This window comes from Halomonas sp. ALS9 (genome assembly GCF_001651035.1).
Taxonomy (GTDB): Bacteria; Pseudomonadota; Gammaproteobacteria; order Pseudomonadales; family Halomonadaceae; genus Vreelandella.
This window is the reverse complement of record NZ_LXRG01000231.1, coordinates 74454-100501: the sequence shown is the minus strand read 5'-3', so window position 1 is coordinate 100501 and position 26048 is coordinate 74454. Positions and strand designations below refer to the sequence as shown.

At 55.8% G+C, this 26048-nt stretch carries 20 protein-coding genes; 2 read left to right on the top strand and 18 right to left on the bottom strand.

Features of this window, described 5'->3' with window-relative positions; genetic code table 11:
* Positions 1–6: 6 nt before the first annotated feature.
* The 4 genes from A6R74_RS20540 to A6R74_RS20525 form a co-directional block, all read right to left on the bottom strand.
* Positions 7–507 (bottom strand): disulfide bond formation protein B, encoded by a 501-nt coding sequence (locus tag A6R74_RS20540; protein ID WP_064236323.1) that lies wholly within the window; start codon positions 505–507, stop codon positions 7–9.
* Positions 504–2147, bottom strand: a complete 1644-nt coding sequence (gene gshA, locus A6R74_RS20535) for a glutamate--cysteine ligase (protein WP_064236322.1) — start codon at positions 2145–2147, stop codon at positions 504–506. Before gshA ends, A6R74_RS20540 begins: the two co-directional genes overlap by 4 nt.
* A 166-nt stretch (positions 2148–2313) precedes the next feature.
* On the bottom strand, positions 2314–4656 hold the full coding sequence (locus tag A6R74_RS20530) for a Tex family protein (RefSeq protein ID WP_064236321.1): 2343 nt from the start codon (positions 4654–4656) through the stop codon (positions 2314–2316).
* Between the two features lie 79 nt (positions 4657–4735).
* Positions 4736–4966 (bottom strand): DUF1127 domain-containing protein, encoded by a 231-nt coding sequence (locus A6R74_RS20525; RefSeq protein ID WP_064236320.1) that lies wholly within the window; start codon positions 4964–4966, stop codon positions 4736–4738.
* A gap of 121 nt (positions 4967–5087) precedes the next feature.
* Between A6R74_RS20525 and A6R74_RS20520 the strand changes: the two genes are divergently transcribed.
* Entirely contained in the window at positions 5088–5948 is an 861-nt protein-coding gene (locus tag A6R74_RS20520) for a LysR substrate-binding domain-containing protein (protein WP_064236319.1), read from the top strand.
* A gap of 178 nt (positions 5949–6126) precedes the next feature.
* Here the strand turns inward: A6R74_RS20520 and A6R74_RS20515 are convergent, their stop codons facing one another.
* The 6 genes from A6R74_RS20515 to yrfG all read right to left on the bottom strand — a co-directional run bounded on the left by A6R74_RS20515 (position 6127) and on the right by yrfG (position 11948).
* The gene (locus A6R74_RS20515; protein WP_064236318.1) at positions 6127–7359 is read right to left on the bottom strand and encodes an alpha-hydroxy acid oxidase; all 1233 of its coding nucleotides are present in this window, start codon (positions 7357–7359) and stop codon (positions 6127–6129) included.
* 52 nt (positions 7360–7411) lie between these two features.
* Complete coding sequence (gene msrB / locus A6R74_RS20510) at positions 7412–7909, bottom strand: peptide-methionine (R)-S-oxide reductase MsrB (protein ID WP_064236317.1); 498 nt, start codon at positions 7907–7909, stop codon at positions 7412–7414.
* A gap of 158 nt (positions 7910–8067) precedes the next feature.
* The gene (locus A6R74_RS20505) at positions 8068–9624 is read right to left on the bottom strand and encodes a phosphoenolpyruvate carboxykinase (RefSeq protein ID WP_064236316.1); all 1557 of its coding nucleotides are present in this window, start codon (positions 9622–9624) and stop codon (positions 8068–8070) included.
* Positions 9625–9924: 300 nt separating this feature from the next.
* Positions 9925–10800, bottom strand: coding sequence for an Hsp33 family molecular chaperone HslO (gene hslO / locus A6R74_RS20500; RefSeq protein WP_064236315.1), 876 nt, complete (start codon positions 10798–10800; stop codon positions 9925–9927).
* Positions 10801–10869: 69 nt separating this feature from the next.
* Positions 10870–11259: an RNA-binding S4 domain-containing protein gene (locus A6R74_RS20495; protein ID WP_064236314.1), complete on the bottom strand. Its 390-nt coding sequence runs from the start codon at positions 11257–11259 to the stop codon at positions 10870–10872.
* Positions 11256–11948, bottom strand: coding sequence for a GMP/IMP nucleotidase (gene yrfG / locus A6R74_RS20490; RefSeq protein ID WP_064236313.1), 693 nt, complete (start codon positions 11946–11948; stop codon positions 11256–11258). Before yrfG ends, A6R74_RS20495 begins: the two co-directional genes overlap by 4 nt.
* Before the next feature lie 77 nt (positions 11949–12025).
* Here yrfG and nudE point away from each other — a divergent pair, with 77 nt between their 5' ends.
* Entirely contained in the window at positions 12026–12646 is a 621-nt protein-coding gene (gene nudE, locus A6R74_RS20485; protein ID WP_064236312.1) for an ADP compounds hydrolase NudE, read from the top strand.
* Between the two features lie 9 nt (positions 12647–12655).
* On the opposite strand, the gene A6R74_RS20480 is transcribed toward nudE, so the two are convergent.
* The 8 genes from A6R74_RS20480 to thiL all read right to left on the bottom strand — a co-directional run bounded on the left by A6R74_RS20480 (position 12656) and on the right by thiL (position 26024).
* Positions 12656–13711 (bottom strand): oxidoreductase, encoded by a 1056-nt coding sequence (locus A6R74_RS20480; RefSeq protein ID WP_064236311.1) that lies wholly within the window; start codon positions 13709–13711, stop codon positions 12656–12658.
* 56 nt (positions 13712–13767) lie between these two features.
* A complete protein-coding gene (gene ilvD, locus A6R74_RS20475) occupies positions 13768–15612 on the bottom strand; it encodes a dihydroxy-acid dehydratase (protein WP_064236310.1) in 1845 nt (614 codons plus the stop codon).
* 228 nt (positions 15613–15840) lie between these two features.
* A complete protein-coding gene (locus tag A6R74_RS20470) occupies positions 15841–18015 on the bottom strand; it encodes a methyl-accepting chemotaxis protein (protein ID WP_064236309.1) in 2175 nt (724 codons plus the stop codon).
* A 169-nt stretch (positions 18016–18184) separates the two neighbouring features.
* Positions 18185–20353 (bottom strand): methyl-accepting chemotaxis protein, encoded by a 2169-nt coding sequence (locus A6R74_RS20465; RefSeq protein ID WP_064236308.1) that lies wholly within the window; start codon positions 20351–20353, stop codon positions 18185–18187.
* Positions 20354–20509: 156 nt separating this feature from the next.
* Positions 20510–22975 carry an endopeptidase La gene (gene lon / locus A6R74_RS20460; RefSeq protein WP_064236307.1) on the bottom strand — a complete coding sequence of 822 codons (2466 nt, stop codon included), beginning with the start codon at positions 22973–22975 and terminating at the stop codon, positions 20510–20512.
* Between the two features lie 147 nt (positions 22976–23122).
* Entirely contained in the window at positions 23123–24379 is a 1257-nt protein-coding gene (locus tag A6R74_RS20455; protein ID WP_064236306.1) for a DUF945 family protein, read from the bottom strand.
* Positions 24380–24564: 185 nt separating this feature from the next.
* A complete protein-coding gene (locus A6R74_RS20450) occupies positions 24565–25038 on the bottom strand; it encodes a phosphatidylglycerophosphatase A family protein (RefSeq protein WP_064236305.1) in 474 nt (157 codons plus the stop codon).
* Positions 25035–26024 carry a thiamine-phosphate kinase gene (thiL, locus tag A6R74_RS20445; RefSeq protein WP_064236304.1) on the bottom strand — a complete coding sequence of 330 codons (990 nt, stop codon included), beginning with the start codon at positions 26022–26024 and terminating at the stop codon, positions 25035–25037. The genes A6R74_RS20450 and thiL overlap by 4 nt, the downstream gene beginning before the upstream one ends.
* Positions 26025–26048: the final 24 nt, after the last annotated feature.

Genomic DNA, 26048 nt, shown 5'->3' with positions numbered 1-26048 from the left:
TCCCTACTAACCCCGGCTTTTCATCAACAGCATACGCAGCGGGGCGATTGCCAGAATGGCAAATCCGATTAGCGTCCAGGCGGGCAGTGATAAGCCGAGCAACGAGAAATCGATATTGGCGCACTCCCCCGAGCCGGTTAATACCATAGCGACTACGTCCTGCATGGGCAGAATATCCATCATGTAATCCAGCCCTGGGCCGCAGGAAGGTACTTCATCGGCGGGCAAGCCTTGTAGCCACACATGGCGTCCGGCGATAAAGGCACCCGTTCCCACTGCAATTAGCGACAGCAGGCCATAAATGACTTTACCCACACGCCCGGCGGGGCTATGAATAGCGGCTATGGCGAATATGATACCCGCGGCGATCACTGCTACACGCTGAAAAACACACAGCGGACAAGGTTCATAACCGCCGATATGCTCTAAGCCCAAGGCCACCGCCATCATTAGAACGCAGAAGGCTAAACCGGCCAAAGCCACCGAGCGAAAGGAATGCAGAATCATTGACGAACCTCAGGTGGCAGCGCCGAGAGCGCGCGGGACTCACGCGCTTTGGTGAAGTAGACCTGCAAGAATTCCTCAAAGGTCTCTTGGTCAGCTGCTTCGATATCGTGCTGCTGCTGGTGGGAGGTCTCGATTAACTGAGCAAGTAACGCTTCGCGACTACGTTGCATTGGCTCGGCTTTCAAATGTGCGGCCTGCTCTTGAGCAAGGCTTAACATCAAGTTGCTAAGCGATCCGCCGTTCTCCTTCAGCCGTTGAAGCACTTGAGCAGAGGGCGTTAGCGAGGGGTCTGCCAAGCGTGGTGCAAGGCTTGCCAGCGCGTCAGCATGAGGTGTGCCCTCTTCGACCGCATCCAGCAGGCGGGCAACCTCGCCCATCTCGGCAAATATCTGTTCGCCCCACTCACGCACCGAGGTGGTTTCACCGTGGTTGAATAACTGAAGTTCAGGGTCACGGCCACGCTCAACCACCCAGCGGCGGTTGTCATCCAGACGATCGCACTCTTCGTCGGAGATCCATGGGCTGTCACTGAGCAGGCACCACATCAAGAAGGTATCCACAAAGCGCATCTGGTCTTCCGTGACGCCAAGAGGATCGAAAGGATTTAAATCCAGACAGCGCACTTCAATGTACTCCACGCCGCGTGCTTCAAGGGCCTGGCTGGGCGTTTCGTTGTGCTTGGCGACCCGTTTGGGGCGAATATCGCTGTAGTACTCGTTTTCGATCTGGAGAATATTGGCATTTAACTGGCGCCACTCTCCATCCTCGTTGACACCCATTTTTTCATAGTCGGGCCACGGTGAAGAGATGGCGTGACGCAGGGTATTTACGTAGTTGGAGAGCGAGTTAAAACAGATTTTAAGCTGCGACTGTACCTTGTTTTGATAGCCCAGATCCGACATACGCAGTGTCGTCGCGTAAGGCGCGTAGTAGGTATCGTCACTGAGGGAGTGCAGCTTTTCAGGCACTTTTTTGTCGTCAGGCAAAAAACTCTTATCAATCGCCGGTGATGCACCAAACAAATAAAGCAGTAACCAACTATGGCGACGGAAGTGGCGAATCATGCCGAAATAGCGGGTGGAGCGATAATCGTTGAACGGAATATTGGTGGCTTTTTCCATTTCACGCAGGGCGTGCCACATATCATCCGGCAGCGATACATTGTAGTGAACGCCGGCAATCGCCTGCATGATGCGGCCATAGCGCATGTCCAACCCTTTACGGTAAACATGCTTCATGGTGCCCACATTGGAGCTGCCGTAGTCAGCAATCGGCACGCTGTCGTTACCGGAAAGCCTGGAGGGCATGCTGCCTGGCCAAATCCACTCATTTTCAAGGTGATGATAGGTGAAGGTGTGCAGGTCAGAAAGGAAGCACAACGCTTCACCCGGCAGCGAGTAAACCGGCGTAATGTACTCTAACAGTGACTCTGAATAATCCGTGGTGATATGCGGGTGGGTTAACTTGGAGCCCAGCGCGTGGGGGTGCGGCGTTTGCGCAATGTGGCCATTGGCATCAACCCGCAGCCCCTCTTTTTCAAGTCCGCGCCGCAGGCGGCCCAACCGACCAAGGCGCGCACTGGGGATCAGGCGCTCGACTTGCGCGGTCAGCGCAGATGGCACAGTGAGTGGTTCAGGCAAGGTGAACACTCCTTGTCAATAAGACCCGCCGTGAGCGGGCCTTGGTGTAGTCAGGTGGCATCGCCATCATCGCTATTTCAAATAGAAAACAGGATATGGCGGCAACCATGGTTATTTCAAGCTAGCTAGTTTTTAAGTCATGCGACACTTTACCGCTGTCAAATCACTATTTGCCGCCACGCGCTTTTAACAACGCTGCGCCTAACGCACCCATCGGGGCTTCCGCTTCCGCAGGCTTGACGCTGTTTCGCTGCCCCCGTGATGGCTTGCGGTTTGCGTTACGCTGATCCGTTGGCGCGTTGCCGGTTTCTTCCTCTGGCTGATCATCCAAACGCATCGACAGCCCTACCCGCTTGCGGGGAATGTCTACGCTCATGACTTTAACGGTGACAATATCTCCTGCTTTCACTACGCTGCGCGGGTCGTCGATAAAGCGATCTGATAGCGCCGAGATATGCACCAGGCCATCCTGATGGACACCGATATCCACAAAAGCACCGAAGTGTGTCACGTTGGTGACAGTCCCTTCGAGCACCATGGAGAGTTTGAGATCATTGAGGGTTTCGACCCCTTCGCGGAACTCGGCAGCTTTAAACTCTGGGCGCGGGTCGCGGCCCGGTTTATCCAGCTCTTTGAGAATATCGCTGACCGTGGGCACGCCAAAGCGCTCATCGGCGAAGTCGGCTGGCTTTAACGCTTTCAGCGCAGCGCTATCACCAATCAAGCCGCGTACTTCACGGCCGCTCTGCTTGGCGATACGCTCTACCAGTGGATAGGCTTCCGGGTGCACGGCGCTGGCATCCAAGGGGTTATCGGCATTATGGATACGCAAGAAGCCGGCGCACTGCTCGAAGGTTTTGGCGCCCAGACGGCTGACTTCCAACAGCTCTTTACGGCTTTTAAAGGCGCCTTTAACGTTGCGCTGAGCAACGATATTTTCGGCCAGTGCAGCACTAAGACCCGCTACCCGAGAAAGTAACGCGCTGGAGGCGGTGTTGAGATCGACGCCTACGGCGTTAACACAGTCTTCAATGACCACTTCAAGGCTGCGGGAGAGCTGCACCTGAGAAACATCGTGCTGGTACTGGCCCACGCCAATCGACTTGGGCTCGATTTTCACCAGTTCGGCCAGCGGGTCTTGCAGGCGGCGGCCAATGGAGACCGCACCCCGTACCGTAACATCAAGATCCGGCATTTCCCGTGAGGCGTATTCAGAGGCGGAGTACACTGAAGCGCCTGCTTCCGACACCATCACTTTGCTTAAGCGGTGCGCGGGGGCCAGTGCCTTGAGCAGCTCACCGGCCAGCTTATCGGTTTCGCGGCTGGCGGTGCCGTTGCCTACGGCAATCAGCTCAACGCCGTGCTGTTTCACCAACTTCGCCAGCACGCTCAAGGCTTCATTCCATTGGTTTTGCGGCGCATGGGGGTAGATAGTGGCTTGATCGACAAACTGCCCGGTGGCATCAACGACCGCAACCTTACAGCCGGTGCGCTGACCGGGGTCGATAGCCAGGGTGACTTTCTGCCCCGCTGGGGCAGCCAGCAGCAGATCTTTTAAGTTAGCGGCAAACACCTCAATCGCGGTTAATTCGGCCTGTTCCCGTAAACGGCCGAGGAGCTCGGTTTCCAGAGCAGTGTAGAGCTTTACCCGCCACGTCCAGCGCACCACTTCGGCTAACCATTTATCCGCCGGGCGGCCCTGATCACTGATGCCAAATTGCTTGGCAATCGCGACTTGAGCAGGATGGACGGAGGCCTCCTCTTCACCGGGCAGCCGGATCGACAGGCTCAACACACCTTCATTGCGCGCACGGAACATGGCCAGAGCGCGGTGTGACGGCGCTTTGGCGAGTTTCTCATCATGCTCGAAATAGTCCGAGAACTTAGCGCCCTCTTGCTGCTTGCCATCCAGCACCCGGGCACTTAGCTGGCCCTCTTGCCATAGCCGCTCACGCAGTTGGCCAATCAATTCGGGGTCTTCGGCGAAGCGCTCCATTAAAATCTGCTTGGCGCCATCTAGGGCGGCCTTGGCATCTTCAATGGCAGGTATATCGCCTTCGGCTGTGCGCAGATAGTTTGCCGCTTCGCTTTCGGGGTTGAGGCTTGGGTTGGTAAGCAGTGCATCTGCCAGTGGTTCAAGCCCCGCTTCACGGGCAATCTGCGCTTTGGTGCGGCGCTTTTTCTTAAACGGCAGGTACAAATCTTCCAGCCGCTGCTTGGTCTCGGCGGCGTTAATGCTGGCTTTTAGTGTGGCGTCCAGCTTGCCCTGCTCATCAATGGCAGCGAGTACCGCTGCGCGGCGCTCTTCTAGCTCGCGCAGGTAACGCAGGCGTTCATCTAACTGGCGCAGCTGGATATCGTCCAGCGCGCCGGTGACTTCTTTACGATAGCGGGCAATAAACGGCACGGTGGCGCCACCATCCAACAACTCCACCGTAGCGGATACTTGCTCGGATCTTACGCCAAGCTCAGTGGCTAGACGGGAAATAATACGCTGATTGACATCCATAAATCGCAACTAACTCATGCAGCATTTTTAAGTGCCAACAAGGTATCACAAACCCACCACGGCTGGCATGACTTAGGCGTTAGCGCCGCCACCCGTGGTCATCCCAAAACGGCCGACGTGATTCGCGCTGAACCGCTTCGCGACTAATGCCAATATCTTTAAGCATATCGTCGCTTAAATGACGCAAGGTCTCACGCTCACGACGCAGCTGCCGCCAGCGATAGAGCCTTTCTCGCCAGGTAACTCTCAGCTGCCGTTTCTCAATCGACTGGCACTGTTGGTTTTGTGCGTAGTGTAGCGAGCGCTCCATTTCAACCTCCCTTCGCCGCCAGTGACGGCGGCGTGAATAAGTGTTGAAGGAAGTATTGAGCAGCGCCTACAATCAATCCAACGAATACTCCTTATAAACAACATCAAAAAGATTGATACCCATGGCCACACTACCCACCATTGATCACGAGCTGCTGCGTACCTTTGTTGCCATAGTGGATCAAGGCGGCTTCACCCGCGCCGCCCAAACGGTGAACCGCACCCAATCGGCCGTGAGTATGCAAATCAAGCGGCTGGAAGAGGACGTTATTCAGCGCCCGCTGTTTGTGCGCCAAAGCAAGCCGCTGCAACTGACTAGCGAAGGCCATACGCTACTGGGCTATGCGCGTAAAATTTTATCGCTGCAGGGAGAGGCGCTGACGCTTCTACGCCAGCCCGATATGGTAGGTCGGGTTCGCCTGGGCGTGCCGGATGACTATGTCATGCGCTTTCTGCCCGGCATTCTAAAAACCTTTTCCCAGGCCTGGCCGTTGGTGGATGTGGATGTCCACTGCGCACCCTCGTCAGTGCTTTCCCAGCAACCTCAAGGAAGCTTGGATCTGATTATTATGACGCGGGAGATAGGCGATGAGATTGGCACCATCTTAAGGCGTGAGGCGACCGTGTGGGTATCGGCTGAGAGTCACAGCACTCATTTACAAACGCCAGTGCCACTGGCGTTGTTCGAGGCACCCTGTTTTTGTCGCCGCCATGCCTGCAATGCATTAGACCGAGCAGGGCGCGCCTACCGAGTTGCCTATAGCAGCCCGAGCTTAGCAACACTGCAGGCAGTTGTTGGCGCGGGCTTAGCGGTCTCCGCCTGGATGCGCAGCCTAGTTACCCCCGATATGCAGATATTGGGGGTAAAAGAGGGGTTTCCCGAATTACCCGAATCATCCATCGTGCTATTGCGCACCGCCTCTACACAGTCACCCATTATTGATAGTTTGGCTGAGCATATTGTTGAAGGGTTTAGGCTTTAATCCACGCTCAAGTAGCGCATGGCACCAAACCACCACTGCCTACACGAACCAACCCGGCACCGCTTCGCGCTGCTTCCGCGCCGGGCCGCCGCTGCGGGTGCGCCTTAGGCTTACCACGCGCTACTAAATCGCGCATGCACTAGACATGGTGGTTGTACGGATCTACACCGTGTCATCATCAGCTGATATTTTTGGGCATGGGCGCTAACGCTTGCGGCACTTCACCGATTGTTGGCTGGTAGAGGCAGGAACGGTCTAACTGTGAAAGGCTGGTCAGCCCCAGCAGCGCCATATTGCGCTCAATTTCACGCTGCAAAAGATCGGCAACATGCTCTACCCCGGCTTGTCCCGCGCAGGCGGCTGCGTAGTTGAAGGGACGCCCAACAAAGACAAAATCAGCCCCCAGCGCCAGCGCCTTGATAACATCGCTGCCACGCCGGAAGCCGCTGTCGATCATAATTGGAATATCACTGACGCGGTGCTTAATCTCGGGCAGCACCTGGAGCGGCGAGATGGTGCAATCCAACTGGCGGGCGCCGTGATTGGAAAGAATAATGCCATCGACGCCCGCTTGATGTGCACGAACGGCATCTTCCGGATTGAGTACTCCTTTGACGATCAAGGTATCGGGCCAAAGGCGACGCACCAGATCGAGATAGCCCCAGTCAAAATGGCGCCGCCCCGAAAAATCCCGCGCAGCTTGGCGAGATATGACGGGGGCACCCCGTTCGGCATAATTGTTCTCAAAGTGCGGCATGCCATGCTTCCACAGCGTGCGCAGGAAGGTATTAATCAGCCAGTCTGGGCGCATCAAGCCATCGAACGCTAAACGCAGGCTTGGTTCCAGCGGCGAGGAAAACCCCGAGCGGCAAAAGTTATCAGGGTTGGGCGGCACCGGGTAATCAAGCGTTACTACTAGCTTCTTGAAGCCTGCTCGCTGAATACGCGCGAGAAGCGCTTCGATACCTTCCGGGGTTCCCGGCAAATACGCCTGGAACCAGTCGGCGTTCTCCACGTTGGCTACCTCTTCCATGGGTATCAGCGATGAGCCACTCATAATCATCGGCAGGTTGCACTTCGCTGCTGCCCGCGCCAGCACTAAGTCGCCCTGGTAAGCTGAGAGCGCACTGATACCCATGGGGGCGATGCCAAAAGGTACCGCGTAGCGTTTGCCATAAAGCTCTGTGTGTAGATCTATTTGCGCAACGTTAACAAACGCTTTTGGCAAAAATCGGTATTCATCAAAGGCGCTCAGATTAGCGCGCTGGGTTCGCCCATCCTCGGCAACATGGTCGATATAGCCAAAAATCGGCCTGGGCAGTTTGCGCCGGGCTAGCCGTTCAACATCGTGCAGGTTATGGATGCTGGCGAGTTTTTTTTGAGTACTTAGTCGTTGAAACCATCCTTTCACACAGCGCTCCTAATCATTGTTTTATATCGCCCCAGTGAACAGGCTCGCCTATTCAAGCCGGCATGAAGCTCAGGGCCACTCCGTTATTACACCAGCGCAGGCCGGTTGGGTCAGGGCCATCTTCAAATACATGGCCTTGATGACCGCCGCAACGGGCGCAGTGGTATTCGGTGCGAGGCCAAACCAATTTGAAATCCAGCTCTGCCAGCATATGTCCTTCTACATGCTCAAAAAAGCTAGGCCAACCAGTGCCAGAATCATATTTCATTTCACTGGTGAAGAGTAATAGATCACAGCCAGCACAGCGATACTCACCCTCTCCCCACTCTTTATCCAAGGGGCTAGAGAAAGCAGGTTCAGTCCCGTGCTTACGGAGCACATGAAAGGCCTCATCGGAGAGCCGTTCGCGCCACTCAGCTTCACTCAATTGCAGTGTTTCCAACCCAGGGGAAGCCTCAAGGTCTAAGCGTGGAAAGCCAAACGAAAAACCGGGGATTGCCCCTACTATACTGGTGAGTCCTGCTAGGCCTAAAAATTGACGTCTTTTCATGGTGTCGCTCCCGTCGTAATTGGCAAGGAAAATAGCCAATAAAAAATGGGACAGTGCCTAAGCACTGCCCCATTCTAACTTCGATCGTTGCTAACGTTTTTGTCGTCTCTGCATCCGATTACTTACACCGACGCGCATCTTTTTAGATCCGCTAACGTTTAGTCTAGCTGAGGGCCCGCCTTGATGATCGCTTCGTTGACACCTTCGAATTTTTTGAAGTTATCGACGAATTTGGTCGCCAGATCTTTGAGGTGGCGGTCGTAGGCGTCACGGTCTTGCCAGGTTTCACGCGGGTCGAGCAGGCTAGAGTCGACGCCTGGCACGGCAAGCGGTACTTGCAGATTGAGACCATCGATGTGCTTGGTATCGATGTCGCGCAGCACACCAGACTGAATCGCGCTGATGATGGCACGTGTGGTGGGGATGGAGAAGCGTGCGCCGCCCTCACCGTAAGCGCCGCCGGTCCAGCCGGTATTGACCAAGTAAACCTGCGCATCCTGCTTATCGACACGTTTGATCAGCAGGTCTGCGTACTCACGGGCAGGACGCGGGAAGAACGGTGCGCCAAAGCAGGTAGAGAATGTGGCGGCTAGACCTTCCGAGGAGCCCATTTCAGTGGAGCCCACTTTGGCGGTGTAGCCAGACAGGAAGTGATACGCCGCTGCTTCTTTGGAAAGAATCGACACCGGGGGCAGTACGCCGGACATATCGCAGGTCAGGAACACGATGGCATTTGGCTCGCCGGCCAGGTTTTCCGCTACGCGCTTTTCTACGTGCTCTAGCGGGTAAGCGGCGCGGGAGTTCTGGGTCAGGCTGTCGTCGGCGTAGTCAGGCTCACGGCGGTCATCCAGCACCACGTTTTCCAGTACGGTGCCAAACTTGATGGCGTTCCAGATGACCGGCTCGTTCTTCTCAGAAAGATCGATACATTTGGCGTAGCAGCCGCCTTCCATATTGAAGACAATGCCGTCGCCCCAAGCGTGCTCGTCGTCACCGATCAAGTAGCGTGCCGGGTCAGCCGAGAGCGTTGTTTTACCGGTGCCAGAGAGACCGAAGAACAGACAGGTTTCGCCATCTTCGCCCACGTTCGCCGAGCAGTGCATCGGGAGTACGTCGGCGGCTGGCAGCAGGAAGTTCTGCACCGAGAACATGGCTTTTTTCATTTCACCGGCGTAGCGCATGCCCGCGATCAGCACTTTTTTGTCGGCAAAGTTAATGATTACGCAGCCATCAGAGTTGGTGCCATCCCGCGATGGATCGCACTCAAAGCCGGCAGCGTTAGCAATAGTCCACTCATCTTTAACCGCTGAGTTGTAAGCCAGGGGGCGCACAAACATGGTACGGCCAAACAGATTTTGCCAAGCGGTTTCGGTGGTGACGCGTACCGGCAGGTAGTGAGCGGAATCACTGCCCACATGCAATTCAGACACAAAATGCTCTTGGCTGGCCAGGTAGTCGTTGACGCGATCCCACAGGGCGTTGAACTTGTCAGCGTCGAAGGGCTGGTTAACGTTGCCCCAATCGATTTGGCTGCTAGTGGTGGGTTCGTCGACGATATAGCGATCTTTCGGTGAACGGCCGGTACGTAGGCCGGTATTGACGACCAAGGCACCGTTGGCTGAGAGGCGGCCTTCGCCACGTGCCACTGCATGCTCGATTAGTTCGGCGCTGCTGAGATTAACATGGGCTTGGGGAGCGGCTTGAGTCGTAGTCATGTCGATTCCTGGGCTTCTCTCGAGTTACCGGGCGTCACCGACGCCATAAAGTCATCCCAGCCACTGCAAAATCGGCTGGGCGCGCTGAAGTTCGGCGCATTATGGCAAAAAGAAAGCCCCCAGGAAACGGGGGCGAAGATCAAATATCTTGTAGTTAAACTACTACATAGACACTACATTTTGTGTTGCGGCGCAGTAATAATTCAAACATCCGTTTGCAACAAATCGCAAATTCATTGAATCCACTGGCCCTCCAAGCATTGCAGGGAACTGCCCTACCCCGCGCCCTCGACTACATACTTAGTGAATCGTCGGCGATGGCGCTTCGGGGTCGTCCAACAAAGTTTCAATATCCGCTGCTGTGTAGTGATATTTCGTGTGGCAAAAGTGGCATTGGGTGTCGATTGCGCCCTGTTCGTGGAGAATATCGCGTAGTTCTTCCTTGCCTAGAGAGTGCAGCGCGTAGCTCATACGCTCCCGAGAGCAGGTGCAGCCAAAGCGCAGGGCTTTGGGCTCAAAGACGCGCACGGTCTCTTCGTGGTAGAGACGATGCAGTACTTCGCGCTGCTCAAGACCCAACAGCTCTTCTGTTTTAATCGTATCGGCTAGCTGTACGCTGCGATCCCAGGCATCAACATCCTGGTTTTGCGACTCTTCCGGCAGCCGCTGCAGCAGTAACCCGCCCGCGCGCTTCTCATCTGCGGCCAACCAGAGGCGGGTTGGCAACTGCTCGGATTGGCTGAAATAAGCTTCCAGGCAGCCGCCCAGGGACTCTTGATCCAGCGCCACAATACCTTGATAGCGATTACCTTCGCGGGGGTCGAGGGTAATCACGATCTGGCCTTCGCCGACCAGCTCGCGGAAGCTGGCATGCTCACTAGGCAGCGCGGCGTCTTCTGCTATGCGGGCAATCGCACGCAGTTCGCCACCGGGATTGGATTCGGCCATCAGCAGTGAAAGAACGCCGCGCCCACGCACTTCGATACTCAGCGTGCCATCCAGCTTAACCGTGTCGGTGAGCAGGGCCACGGCGGCTAACAGCTCACCTAGCAACTCATTTACCGCCGGTGGGTAGGCGTGGCGATCCAACACTTCGTGATAGGCGGCCGCCAGGGTGACGATTTCACCGCGGACATTGGTGTGATCGAACATAAAGCGTTGAATTTGATCGGACATAGCTGGGCAACCTACTATTAATTAAGAATTTGACAGTGACTAGATAAAGGAAGGTTAGACAAGGCGGGCTTATTCGCCCTGGTTACGCTGAAAACGCTGAATATCGCGACGCTGCTTTTTGTCGGGGCGTTTAAGAGGATGCTGCATTGCCTCGTTAGTGAGGCGTCTTGCTTCGGCTTCTTTGGCACGCCGCTGCACGCTCTCATCGGTTTCCGCATAAAGTGTGCGCGCTTCTGGCGCGCCGCGGCGTTGATCCGAAAGCGATAAGACTTCGACCTCCAAAATCTCCCAGCCCTGGGGAACGCGAATAAGTGCGCCGATTTCCACCTGCTTGCTGGTTTTAGCGCGGCCACCGTCGTAATTCACTTTCCCGCCCTCAATGGCTTTTTTAGCCAGTGCGCGGGTCTTGAAAAAACGCGCGGCCCACAGCCATTTATCCAAGCGTACGCTGTCGCTCATGAACGCTCTCCTTGAGTTTCTGAAAGCGACTCAGGCACTTGCTCGGGAAGCAGATGCGCAAAGCGGTCTAGGGCAATAAATTCCTGTAACTCTTTTTCAGGCCGCTGGCTGTCGGGCTGTTTAATGCCCAGTAGATGCTTAATCCCAAACTCACGAGCGCTCTCTAGCACACGGGCATTGTCATCGATAAACAGCGTGCGCGCGGGATCAAAGGCTTCAATCTCTTGCAGCGCAAACCAAAATGCCTGCTCCTCTTTGGCCGCACCCACGTCCTCGGAGGAGACGATAGCATCCAGATAGCTTTCCAAACCGGTGAGGGGCAGCTTCAAGGCAAGACTTGCACGGTCGGCATTCGTAGCGAGTACGACTCTAGGGTGAGCCTGCTTCAGCCACTTGAGGAAATCCAATGCGTCGCTGCGCAAGCCTATCAAGTGCTGGACTTCGCGCTTCAACGCCACTATGTCCACGCCTAATTCGCGGCTCCAGTACGCCAGGCTGTACCAGTTCAGGGTGCCCTGCTCGCCAATAATGCGCGCGCGCAGCGCTTCCTGGGAGGCTTCATCCAACTGGTGCAGTTCGCGGTAGCGCCGCGGCAGATGCTCCAGCCAAAAGTGGCTGTCGAAGTGTAAATCCAGCAGCGTGCCGTCCATATCCAAGAGGACGGTGTCTATCTCGCGCCAATCAATCATTGCCGCTCCAGTCACGTTAGGAGTAAGCATGCTATTGTAGCGTAACCGCCTTTTCCCAGCCATGGAGGCCCTCGTTTATGCCCACATTCAACCAGCAAAAAGAAGCTAGCGTTAGCCGCTCAGGTTATCAGCAAAAGCCGCAAATTTTGGCGCGCAAGCGCGTTGCCGAAAGTCGCTTATTCCAGATTGAATCATTGGATTTGCGCTTCTCTAATGGTGAGGAGCGCCAATTTGAGCGTTTAACCGGCGCTGACCGCGGAGCGGTGATGATGGTGGCGATGCCCGACCCCGACCACGTGCTGCTGATCCGCGAATATGCCGCGGGGTTTGAAGATTATGTGCTGACCCTGCCAAAGGGGCTGGTTGACCCTGGTGAAGATATTATCACCGCAGCCAACCGCGAGTTAATGGAGGAGTGCGGCGTTGGCGCGCACCGTATTGAGCCGCTGGTCGAGCTTTCGTTGGCGCCCAACTATATGCGCCACCGCATGCAGGTACTCCTCGCCACCGACCTTTACCCCAAGCGACTGCCGGGAGATGAACCCGAGCCGTTAATTGTGGAAACCCATGCCATTGAGGAGCTTCCCGCCCTGCTGTTGCGCGAAGATTTTCACGAAGCCCGCGCCATCGCCGCACTCTATATCGCCCGGGACCGGTTGCGGGAAGAGAAACGTAATAACGAGCCGGAGTTGCTTTGATCATTCACATCAATGATTTTTCAATGCGATCCAGCGCCGTTGGCGGTGGCTGTCGAGGCCTGCTTCCAGCAGGGCCATTGAGCGCAAAGCGTCGTCGACGCTGACCGGTAGCGGCGCCTTATCGCGGATAGCGGCGGTGATACTTTGGTAATACGCCAAGTAATCGCCCGGCAGGGTTGGCAGCTCGCGACTCACCAGCGGGGCATTTTCTCCCTCGCCTTCGCGCAACGTCAGGGTGCCATGTTGGCTATCTTCGCCCCACTGCTGTGTCGGCACTTCGCCTGCTTTTAAGCGATCCTCTTGAGGGTCTAAGCCGTATTTAACAAAACTACCTTGGGTGCCATTGATCCGAAAGCGCGGCGTCGGTTCCGCCACCAGCGTGCCTGCTGCCAAAGTTACCCGAAAGCTTTCGTAGTCGAGCAGCGCCAGGAAGTCATCGTCGGCCTTGGCGCCATCCCGCAATGCGCTGAGTTCCAGCAGAATGGCCTGGGGCATGCCAAACAGCTCGCAGGCTTGATCCAGCAGGTGTGGGCCTAGGTCATACCAGATGCCGCCACCGGGGGTGGCCTTCTCGCGCCAGCGGTCGCGAACTTCCGGGCGGAAGCGGTCAAAATGGGATTCAAAATTGACCAGCCGGCCTAGTGTCCCCGCCGCGAGCAGCTCTTTAATAGTCAGAAAATCGCTATCCCAACGGCGGTTGTGAAACACCGACAATAGGCACTCTTTGTCATCCGCCAACTTTTTGAGCAGCTTTGCTTCGGACAGCGAGACCGTAAAGGGTTTATCGACCACGACGTGCTTGCCCGCCGTTAGGGCTGCCTTGGCGAGCGAAAAATGCGTGTCGTTAGGGGTCGGGATAACAATCAGATCAATGTCAGGACGCTGGCATAGCGCCAACGCTTGGCTCTCAACCTCAACATTGGGAAGTGACGCCTCTACCTTGGCAGCATCGCTTGACGACACGGCCACCAAATCCAGGCCTTCCGTGGCCTGGATCAGCGGTGCGTGGAAGGTTTGGCTAGCGAAACCGTAGCCAATTAATCCAACGTTAATAATCGCCTTCATTTGATTCCTTACTTGGGCCTGTTCCTGGTTTAAGCTGCGTACATCTGTTGAGTGTATCAGTCGAGCTTGCTTAGATCTCGAACCGCCCCTTTGTCAGCAGAGGTCGCCAACAGGGCATAAGCCTTAAGCGCTGGAGTGATCTTGCGGGGGCGCTGCTCGATGGGTTTCCAGGCAGTGACGCCTTTGGCTTCCATCGTCTCGCGGCGAGACGCCAGCTCAGCATCCGTCAGTTGGACGTTGATCGTCCGGTTGGGGATATCGATACGTATCAGGTCGCCCTGCTCGATCAATCCAATAGCACCACCTGCCGCAGCTTCCGGGGAGACATGACCAATGGAGAGCCCGGAGGTGCCCCCCGAGAAGCGCCCATCGGTCAGCAGCGCACAGGCTTTACCGAGCCCCTTGGATTTGAGATAGGAGGTCGGGTAGAGCATTTCCTGCATGCCGGGGCCGCCTTTCGGGCCTTCGTAGCGAATTACCACTACATCACCCGCTTTGACCTTGTCCGCCAGCACATCGGCAACCGCCTGATCCTGGGACTCCACCACATGGGCGGGGCCTTCAAACACCAGGATCGAGTCATCGACACCGGCGGTTTTGACCACGCAGCCATCCAGCGCGATATTGCCGTAGAGCACCGCCAAGCCGCCCTGCTGGGAGAAGGCGTGCTCAAGGTCGCGAATACAGCCGGTAGCGCGGTCGCCATCCAGACTCGGCCAGCGAGCGCTTTGCGAGAACGCCGTTTGGGTGGGAACGCCCCCCGGCCCGGCTTTGAAAAACTCAACGACCTCGGCACTGGGCGAACGCATGATATCCCACTCATCCAGCGCTTCTTTTAAACTATCGCCATACACGGTGGGCACCGATGTATCCAGCACGCCGGCACGATCCAGTTCGCCTAAAATCGCCATAATGCCGCCCGCACGGTGAACGTCTTCGATATGGTATTTCTGGGTATTGGGCGCCACTTTACATAGCTGAGGCACTTCACGGGAGAGGCGGTCGATATCCGCCATGGTAAAGTCCATTTCGGCTTCCTGGGCCGCTGCCAGAAAATGCAGAATGGTGTTGGTCGAGCCGCCCATGGCGATATCCAGGGTCATGGCGTTTTTGAACGCCGCTTTGGAGGCAATCGCACGGGGCAATAGGTGCGCCTCGTCGCCTTCGTAATAGCGTTTGGCCAGCTCAACAATGCGATGACCTGCGGTTTCAAATAGACGGCGGCGATCCGAGTGGGTCGCCAGCACGGTGCCGTTGCCGGGCAAGGCTAGACCCAACGCCTCGGTTAAACAGTTCATCGAGTTGGCGGTAAACATCCCCGAACAGCTGCCGCAGGTGGGGCAAGCGCTGCGCTCGACTTCCGCCAGGGTTTCATCGTCTACGCTGTCGTCGGCAGCCATGACCATGGCATCGACAAGATCCAGCCCGTGGTTAAGCAGCTTGGTTTTGCCCGCTTCCATGGGGCCGCCAGAAACGAAGATAACCGGAATATTGAGGCGCAGAGCGGCCATCAGCATTCCGGGGGTAATCTTGTCGCAGTTGGAAATACACACCAGCGCATCAGCACAGTGGGCATTGCACATATACTCGACGCTGTCGGCGATCAGGTCGCGGCTAGGCAGCGAGTAGAGCATGCCGTCGTGGCCCATGGCGATACCGTCGTCTACCGCAATGGTATTGAACTCTTTGGCGACGCCACCGGCTTTCTCAATCTCACGTGCGACCAGTTGGCCCATATCCTTTAAGTGCACATGGCCCGGCACAAACTGGGTAAAGGAGTTGGCGACTGCAATAATCGGCTTTTGGAAATCACCGTCCTGCATACCCGTTGCGCGCCATAGCGCGCGAGCGCCGGCCATGTTGCGGCCAGCGGTGGTGGTACGTGAGCGATACTCTGGCATGGCTTCCTCTACTCTCTAATAAATAGCTATGCGTTTTTTTTATTAGCCCGCAGCACGCAACGCCGCAGGCTAGGCTAAGTCTGAAAAATATCAGTGGTTTTTTGATTGTGGCATGCGCAATGCGCAGAGACTAGATGCAGAGGCTTAATGTGGAGGCTAGCTGTAGAGAGGGAATAGAGATGAGATAGAGATGGAATAGAGAAACGCGCCCTCCATGGCGCCGTTTAGTCAGAAGGTTTCCCATGCCTCTTCGGCTGGCTGGGCTTGGGCCGTACGCTGAGGCACAGAGCTCTTGGGCGAGGCTAATGCAGGAGCGGCGGCTAAGGGTGGCGTAGAACCAAGCCCTACTTGTTTGAGCAAACGCTCGCGGGCCGTGTCACTGCTCTCCTCGGCAGCCCCCTCTAAACGGAAAGCGGCAATCACATTAGCAAGTTCCAAAGCTTCCTGGGTGAGGTTCTGGGCAGCACTGGAAATTGATTGCACCTTGGAGGCGTTCTGCTGGGTAACGTGATCCATCTCCGCGACAGCGGTATTAATTTGTGCAATACCGTTGCTCTGCTCATCGGAAGCGGTGCTGATCTCTTCCATAATATCGCTGACTTTCATCACCTGAGTAACGACCTGTTCAATCGCCGCCTCGGCCTCTCTTACCGCCTGAGCGCCGCCGTTGATCTCCTCAGCGGAGGCGGCGATTAAGCGGCGAATGTCGCCAGCGGCATCGGCACTGCGCCCGGCCAAATTGCGCACCTCGTTAGCCACTACCGCAAAGCCACGCCCCTGCTCGCCTGCCCTTGCGGCTTCTACCGAGGCATTCAACGCCAAAATATTGGTTTGAAAGGCGATGCCGTCGATAACACTGATGATATCCGTCATCTTATCGGCGCTAGCGGCAATGCGCTCCATACGCTCTACCAGCGCCTGCATGCGCTCGCCGGTTTCTCGGCTGGTGGTCGCATTCTGCATGGCTAATTGATTGGCCTGACGGGCGTTTTCCGTATTTTGCTGCACCGTCGCGGTCATTTGATCCATGCTAGAAGCGGTTTGCTGCAGCGAGGAAGCTTGCTGCTCGGTGCGCGACGCCAGGTCTTCATTCTGCTGTTTGATATGTTCAGAGGCAGGGGTCACCACATCCACTTTATTGCCTACCTCGGTGATCAGCCCCGATAAGCTAGCGCGCATTGTTTCCAGCGAATTGAGCAGCTCACCCAGCTCATCATTACGCTTTAACGTTACCCGATTTGCCAAGTTGCCCGCAGCAATTTGGAATGTAACCCGACGCGCTTCGTTGAGCGACTTAATCAGCGATTTTAGCACCGCCATGCTCAGCCCGATCATTAGTATGATACCTAGCAGCAGAATGCCTAACTGGCCGTATAGCAGCCATTGCTGTTGCTGTGCGGCGTTTTCCATCAACGTGTGGGCGGCCGCGCGCTCCTGATCCACCAATATATTGATCGTGGCGCTAATGCTTTCAGAAGTAGGTTGCACGCTGTCATTAAAGGCTTCAAAGGCGGCAAAGCCGTTGCCATCGCGGATAGCGGTTAGGGTGGTTTCGGCACTTTCAGTAAAGGTAGTGAGGTGCGCTGCTAGCCCTTCTTGCACACCGCCTGTTTTGCGTTGCGCGGTATAGTCTTGCCATGACGCTTCAATTGCGGTGCTCATGGTGGTTAATTGTGTACTCAGCATGTCGAGATCTGCACGCCGCGGGTTACGCACCGCAGGCTCTAATGCCTGGATCACTTGGCTAGCGCGCTGACCAATCTGCTGAAGATCAGTGATGCCTTCAAGGCCGGTTTGATTGAGGGTTCGCAGCCGTTCAGCGGAGCTGGTTAAGCCATAAACCCCTGCTGCTCCCGCCATCACCAATAATAGAATAGATGCCAACACCATCCCTATTAGCTTGGCCTGAATACTGCTGAAACTAAAGCGTTGCGCCCAACCAAGCACACCCGAGCGGCGTAACGCACCATAATGAAGCTTAAAGCCACGTACTTTGCCCTGTTGCATGGCAGCGTATACACGCTCTGCCCGGGCAACGGCCTTAGCAGAAGCTTTGCGCCGGATGGAGGTATAGCCTACTACCCGCTCACCATCGAGTAACGGTGCAATGGTGGTATGTATCCAATACGCTTCGCCACTTTTACGGCGATTTTTGATCAGTCCTTGCCAGGTTTTACCGGCTTCGATGGTGGCCCAGAGGTTTTGAAAAACGCCTGTTGGCATCGTCGGGTGCCGGAACAAACTATGCGCTTCGCCCATTATCTCTTCCAGCGAGTAGCCGCTCACCTCCACAAAGGTCTGATTAGCGTAGGTAATTCTGCCCTGAAGATCAGAGCGTGAGATCAACACTTCGTCATCGGCTAACTCATAAACAGCGGATGTTGCTTGTTCGGCATTGTGCATTTATCACCCCTACTTTTATTGAAGGCTTGCGCCATCTTTTGGCTTAGCGGTTCCCTGGCACTAAGCCTTTTCAATTAGAGGTAATGCATGAAATATGCCACCGCAGAGGGTGGCATATAATTAAAACGAACAAAGGCAAATCAATCGCCTAACAGCGTTACCCACAGCGCTAGAACTCTTCCCACTGGTCGGCGCGAGGTTGCGTTGCGGGTGGCTTCGCACTGCGATGTTCAGAAGGGCTAGGCAAGCTGCGAGCGGCTTTGCTGAGCGCCTGGTTAGCGCGCTGTAACTTCGCCCGCGCCTCTTTGATGCTCTCATCTTGGGCGCCTTCCAACCGGAATGCATCAACCACGTTAGCGAGTTCAAAGGCTTCAAGTGAGAGATTATCGGCTGACGCCGCAATCGACTGCACTTTGGAGGCATTCTGCTGAGTGACAAGATCCATTTCGGCAATCGCCGAGTTTATTTGCCCAATGCCACTGCTCTGCTCGCTGGAGGCCGTGCTGATCGACTCCATCAGCTCACTGACGCGACTCACCTGTTGAGAGACCTCTTCAATCGCGCGTTCGGCCTGCTCCACCGCACTGCGGCCACCGCTGACTTCCTGGGTGGTGCTATCAATCATCTTACGAATTTCCTGGGCGGCATCCGCACTGCGCCCAGCCAGGTTGCGCACTTCACTGGCGACCACCGCAAAGCCCCGTCCATGTTCGCCCGCGCGAGCAGCCTCCACCGAGGCGTTCAACGCCAGGATATTGGTTTGAAAGGCTATGCCGTCGATCACGCTGATCATCTCAGTCATCTTTTCGGCACTTTGAGCGATACGCTGCATGCGCTCTACCAACTGTTGCATTTGCTGACCGGTCTCCCGGGTGCTGGCAGCATTTTGCACCGCTAAGTCGGTAGCCTGGCGGGCATTCTCAGTGTTTTGCTGAACCGTCGAGGTCATCTCCTCCATACTCGAGGCGGTCTGCTGAAGCGACGATGCCTGCTGCTCGGTACGCGAAGAGAGCTCTTCGTTTTCAGCAGCTATCTGCTGAATCGCTGGAGTGACCACCGAGACACGGCTCTCTACATCGCCTACGATGCTGGAAAGGCTAAAGCGCATGGTGTCCAGGGAATAAAGTAGCTCGCCCAACTCATCGTTGGTTTGACGCCGCTCCCGGGCGGCCAAGTTACCTGCGGCAATTTGGAAAGTGATATACCGCGCGCCGGATAGGCTACGAAACACCGATTTCAGAATCATAACGCTCAGGCAAATCATAACTAAAAAGCCAACGGCCAGCAGCACCAGCTGCGCTATTAGCAACTGTTGACGCCCCCCTTGCGCTTCGGCGACCAAGGCTTCGGCATCGGCACGCACCTGCTCGACCAGGGTGCTATTCATCTCGCGCAGTGATTCAGTAGTCGGCACCACCACATCATTAAACGCTTCGAAGGCCGCGAATCCATTTGCTTCCTGAATCGCCACCAAGCTGGCCTGTACCCCAGCCTCCCAGGTGGTCAGCGCATTATCGAAGGCCTGAGCGGCCTCATTTGTCACCGTATCTCCCGCATAGTAGCCTGCCCAAAGTGTCTCCATGGCCTCGGTATATTGGCCTACCTCTGCGTTGACGGCATCCAGGTCAGCACGGCGAGGGCTGCGTACTGTAGGCTCCAGCACATCAACCGTTTGGCCAATGTAACGCTCTATATGCTGCAGAGAGGCAACATCACTCAAGCCTGACCGATTAAGTGTTTCCAACCGTTCGCCGGAGACCATCACCGCGTATACGCCCAACCCACCCGAAAAGCAGAGCAGCAGCAGCGATACCACCACCATACTGGTGAGTTTGGCTTTCAGGCTAGAAAACTGAAAGCGCGACAACATACCGACCAAGCCTTTACGCCTTAGCGTGCCATGGGCTAGCGAGTAGTGACGGGATTTGCCCTTTTCGCGAATATCCGCGTAGATTTTTTCTGCCCGGGCAACGGTTTTACCGGCGGCTTTGCGGCGCACAGAGGTGTAGCCAACGATCCGCTCACCGTCCCGCAGTGGCGCTACCGTCGCATGCACCCAGTAGTGATCGCCATTCTTACGTCGGTTCTTGACCACGCCTTGCCAAGTAACCCCGGCTTGGATGGTTTTCCAGAAATCCGCATAAGCGGCTTCGGGCATATCAGGGTGGCGTAGGAGATTATGCGGGGCGCCGATTAGCTCTTCACGGCTATAGCCACTGACCTCAACGAAGGTGGGATTGGCATAAGTGACATTGCCTTTTAAATCCGAGCGAGAGATGAGTACCGCCTCTTCGCTCAAAACATACTCACGTTGTGTCACTGGCTGGTTATTGCGCATTAGCACTCCAAGAATTAGATATTCTTAATTTTATTCAATCATACGCTATTATCACTGCGATTCTTGTCAGCAAACCAGTGAACAAATGCAAAAAAAGCGCCTTACTTCCGTAAGACGCTTAAAAACCGTTAAATTAGTTTCTAAATCAGCCGTTTGTTAGCGGCCAAACACCACATCCGCTACGTCGCGGTAGCGCTTGGCAAAGTGCACCGTCATGCCCTCTTTCAGGTAGTCCGGCAACTCTTCGTAATCACGCTTATTGGCATCGGGCAGAATTAATTCAAAGATATCGCTGCGCCGGGCGGCAATCACTTTTTCGCGAATACCGCCAACGGGGAGCACTTGACCGGTGAGGGTGAGTTCCCCGGTCATTGCCAAAGGCCGATCAATCGCATGATGCTTAGCTAATGACAGCAGCGCAGTGGTCATGGTGACACCGGCCGAAGGACCATCTTTCGGCGTGGCGCCCTCGGGAACGTGCAGGTGCACAAACGCCGAGTCAAAGAAATCCGCATCGGCGCCATACTCCTGCAGGTGGCCCAAGGTATAGCTGTAGGCGATATTAGCGGACTCCTGCATTACTTCGCCCAGTTTACCGGTAAGCTTAAAGCCGCGATCCAGCGAGTGTACTTTGCCCGCTTCGATGGGTAGCGTTGCCCCACCCATGGACGTCCACGCCAAGCCGGTGACCACCCCTTCGCCGGTCAGCACTTTTTCCTTACGGAAGATCGGCGCGCCTAAGAACTCCTCCAGGTTTTTAACCGAGATCTTGACCGTTTCGCTCTCCTCTTCGAGTAGCTTAACGGCCGATTTACGCACAATGCGGTGTAGCTGTTTCTCCAATTGACGCACCCCGGCTTCGCGGGCGTAGCCATCAATCACCTGCTTTAAGGCCGCATCGGACAGGCTGATACGCTTTTTCGTCAGGTTGTCGCGCTTGAGCAGCTTCGGCCAAAGGTGATTCTTGGCAATTGCCAGCTTCTCTTCGGCGATATAGCCGGAAAGACGGATCTGCTCCATGCGGTCGAGCAGAGGCCCTGGGATCGAGTCCAGAGTATTGGCGGTGCATATAAACAGCACTTTGGAGAGATCCATGCGTACATCAAGATAATGATCGAGGAAGTCGACGTTCTGCTCGGGATCAAGCACTTCCAGCAGCGCCGAGGCAGGGTCGCCCTGGAAGGACTGCCCTAGCTTATCGATCTCATCCAACATGATAACGGGGTTTTCGACCTCAACTTCCTTAAAGGCTTGCACCAGTTTGCCGGGCATAGCGCCGACATAGGTACGCCGATGGCCCTTGATTTCTGCTTCATCGCGCATACCGCCCACCGAGAAGCGGTAGAACTGGCGCCCTAGTGCTTCGGCAATCGAACGCCCGATAGACGTTTTACCCACCCCCGGCGGGCCGACCAACAGCACAATCGAGCCGCCTACGTCACCTTTAAAAGTGCCCTCGGCCAGAAATTCGATAATACGCTCTTTAACATCTTTCAAGCCGTCATGGTCACGATCTAGCACCTGGCGGGCATGGGGTAGATCTAACTGATCCTGGCTAGTCACCCCCCAGGGCAGCGACGTTAGCCAATCCAGGTAGTTACGCGTGGTGCCATACTCCGGCGAGCCGGTTTCCAACACGCTGAGCTTATTGAGTTCATCATCAATACGCGACTGAACGCGTTCGGGCACAACCAGCGACTCCAAACGCGCTCTAAAGGTATCCACGTCGTTTTCGCGATCATCCTTGGAAATACCCAACTCTCGCTGGATGACCTTGAGCTGCTCACGCAGGAAGAACTCACGCTGGCGATCCTGCATTTGCGCGTTCACCTGCTCGCTGATCTCGCCCTGTAGCAGTGCTACATCGATCTCTTTACGCAGTAGCGGCAGCACTTTCTGCATCCGCTCTTCCACCGACAGAGTGGCCAGCACATCCTGGAGTTCGGGACCTTTGGCGGAAGTGATCGCGGCGGCAAAATCGGTCAACGGCCCAGGCTGATGGGGGCTAAAGCGGTTAAGGTAGTGCTTGAGCTCTTCGCCATACAGCGGGTTAATCGGCAGCAGCTCTTTAATGCCGTTGATAATCGCCATGGCGTAAGCGCGGGTCTCTTCATTCTCCGCGTCAACCGGCTCTTTCGGATAGGTGACTTCGACGAGGTATGGCGGCTCTTTGGAGAGCCAGCGGGTAATTTTGAAGCGCTGTAAGCCCTGGGCGATAAACTGAATCTGATCGTCTTCGCCCTTGAGCTTATGCACCTTGACCGCGGTACCGATCTCTGGAAAGCCTTCATGATCCAGGGAGGTAACGCCCTGCTCGCCCACAAAGGCAACGCCTAAGGTGTGGTGCGGCGTGTTGCCCACGCGACGCATGGTCTCTTCCCAGCGCTCGCGATTGACCACCAATGGCTGCACCTGGGCAGGGAAGAAAGGTCGATTATGAATAGGCAGGAGATAAATACGTTCGGGCAGCATTTCGCTGGCGGGCACTAGGGAGTTTACCCGTTCGCCGTCAGAGCGAAAATCTTGATTGCCCTTCTCATCAGCAGTCGTTGAGGATGACTGTTCATCATCAGTTTGCCAGTCAAGGTGTTCATTATCACGTTCGTAATCCTGGTCGCTCATGCATCCTCCAATGAACCGGTACCGGCGGTGATAACCGCCTAGCGTTGTCCATGGAATGCGGGCAGTGCAGCTAAACTTCAACCCTTGGGGAGTAGAACAGCTTGCTTAACAGCGCTACCTGCGACGTAGTTAAGCGTTGCTTTTAAATTATTGAGGCCAAAGCTCGGGCATTGGGCGGCCATTGATTCGCCATACGCCGCGCACCACATCAAATTGCAGCTCACGGGTGCCGAGCGGCAGCCCTAACCATAGCGCAGCGACGGTGGGCGCTTCATGCCAGGTAAAATCGCCGTCAATGCGCTCTAGCCATTTCGCCTGCTCTTTCTGTTTGTCGAGGTTAACCACGCTAAGCTCATCCAACTGGCGGGCATCAAAAAACAGCGCGCCATCCGCATCCAAGCGAATACCCAATAGCGGGCTGTCGATAGCAATGGTCATGACATCTAAGCGCGGCGAGTCGCTAAGTACTTTGCGCAGATCCGGCTCAAGGCGTGCCAGCAACCCTTCGGCCATGGGGAGACTAGCGTCTCCCCAGGCGGCTTCCTGGCGCAAACGGCGAATTACATGACGAACCGCATCGGCATTCAGCCGGGAGAGCTCCATCTCTATACGGCCATTGAGCAGGGGCATGTCAGGTGCTTCAGAAGGCACCATCACATCACCCAACTCTAGGTCGCCTTTGATACGTAGCTCGCTCTCATCCAGCACCATATGGCTATTTAGATCGAGCGGCGACAGCTGGATATCGTAGGAGGGGTAGCTGAGCGTCAGCGTTTCAATATGCAGGTGGTCGCGTTGAGCAAAGTGGTAGGCCCCGTCGGTATAGGTATAACGGCTTTCAAGCTCCGTAGGCCCTAGCGCAAGCTGGGCCATACCATCGATCAGAGTAAGTTGATCGAACAGCGCACGTAGTCGCCAATCACCAAACACGCCTTCTAAGCGTAGCCGTCCACCGCGGACGGCTAACTCTCGTCCATTTTGCTGAATAACGAAGGGAGCAAGCGCAAGGCGCAACTCGCTATGACCGCTCAGGGTATGGTAGCGCCCTTGCCAGCGCGGTACCGAGGGGGCAGAAACTTCACCCACGGCTTGTTGCAACACGGTATCCAGGCGCGGCAACACAGTGCCTTCAACATCGGTGCTTAAAATACCGTGACGCGCGTTGTAGGTAAGCTCAAGGCGCCATGGTCGACCCAGCAGTGGTGATAAAATCAGCCTACCTTGGGAACTTAGCCAGCCTTGGTGGTTCTCAGTGCGGTTGACGCGCCACTCTCCCCGCGCCTCCAGATCTTCCAGCGCTTGGCGCAGACTGCGTTCAAATAGAACGCTGGAGAGCAATTGCGCTGCCACCCATATCACGGCGATTATCGCCAGGGTGGGGACAATCAAACGTTCCTTGCGCATGCTACCTCCTTGAAGCTAACGCCTTGCAGCCAATGCACTCGAAAAAGTTATCAACCGCCCCTGCTTACCACTTACCACTTACCACTTACCACTTACCACTTACCACTTACCACTTACCACTTACCACTTACCACTTACCACTTACCACTTACCACTTACCACTTACCACTTACCACTTAATCAGTTTAGTGTAGCCAGAACCACAGGTGCATAGTACTCCAGGCGTAGACCCCTGCCATTACATCATCAATCATAATGCCAAAACCGCCCGCGACGCGGCGGTCTGCCCAGCGTATCGGCCAGGGTTTAAAGACATCGAAGATGCGGAACACAATGAAGCCCCATAACGCTGCTTCCCAGGAAAAAGGCACCGCCGCCATGGTTAGCCAGTACCCCACAAACTCATCCCAAACGATACCGGAGTGGTCGTGTACGCCTAAGTCATGAGACGTTTTATCGCATAGCCAAACGCCGACAACAAAGGCGACTAAACAAATACTCAGGTACCACCCCAGGGGCAATTCCGCCATCATCCAGTAAAACGGAATTGCCGCTAGCGTGCCAAAGGTGCCCGGTGCCCAAGGCACCGTACCACTGCCTAAACCAAAGGCAAAAAAATGCGTTGGGCGACGCCAGACACTTTTAGGTGCACGATTCATGGCGCTTCCCCACTAAAATGCTGCCAGCCGGCGTAGCTGTTTAGGTCACTCTGGTCAGAGGCACTCACCCCGAGCGCTTCACAGCAGTGGCCAATGATGGTCAGCGTCAAGCCTAATGGCGCAAGGCGCTGCTGCGCCTTGGCTACGTCGTTGGCACTTAACGTTACTAGCAGCTCATAATCATCGCCGCCGGAAAGCGCCGCCTGTAAAGCTGCCTCCCGGCCTAGCGTGCTTTCCAGCTCGTCTGCTAGTGGTAGCGCGTCTAACGAGATGACGGCGCCTACTTGCGAAGCCTCGCGAAGATGTGCCAGGTCGGCCAGCAGCCCGTCGGAAATATCCAGTGCCGCGGTAGCTAGGCCACGTAGCGCCAGGCCTGCTGCCAAGCGCGGCTGCGGCAATAGATAGCGGCTTAACAGCGGATGCGCCAGATCACGCTCCCCCTGCTGCCAAAGTGTCAGCCCGCCTGCGCCACCGCCCAATGCACCAGTGACGGCAATCAAATCTCCCGCTTGGGCACCGCCACGGGTCAAGGCTGCGCCCACTGGGACTTCACCCATCACGGTTACGCCTATAGAGAGCGCACCAGAAGTGACGTCCCCCCCCACCAGCGTCGTGGCGTGTTGCTGACTCAGAGCATGAAAGCCATGCGCATAGTCGGCCAGCCAAGCGTGTGCCGCATCATCATCGGCAAATTGGCGCTGATCCAGAGTCAACGCCATTAAGCACCAGCGTGAAGTCGCCCCCATAGCGGCCAAATCGCTCAGCGCAACGGCCAAGGCACGATGACCCACCGCGAACGGCGGGGCTTCACGGGGAAAGTGTACATCCACTACCGAGGTATCAACGCTTACAGCCAGCTGTTGGCTGGCTTGCGGTACCAGTAGCGTGGCATCGTCTCCACATCCTAGTGTGACGCCATTTGACGCGGTCGACGCCTCCTGCGACGACATAAAGTAGCGTCGAATCAAATCAAATTCGGCAAGCACAAAGGCCCCTTAAACGCATTGGCA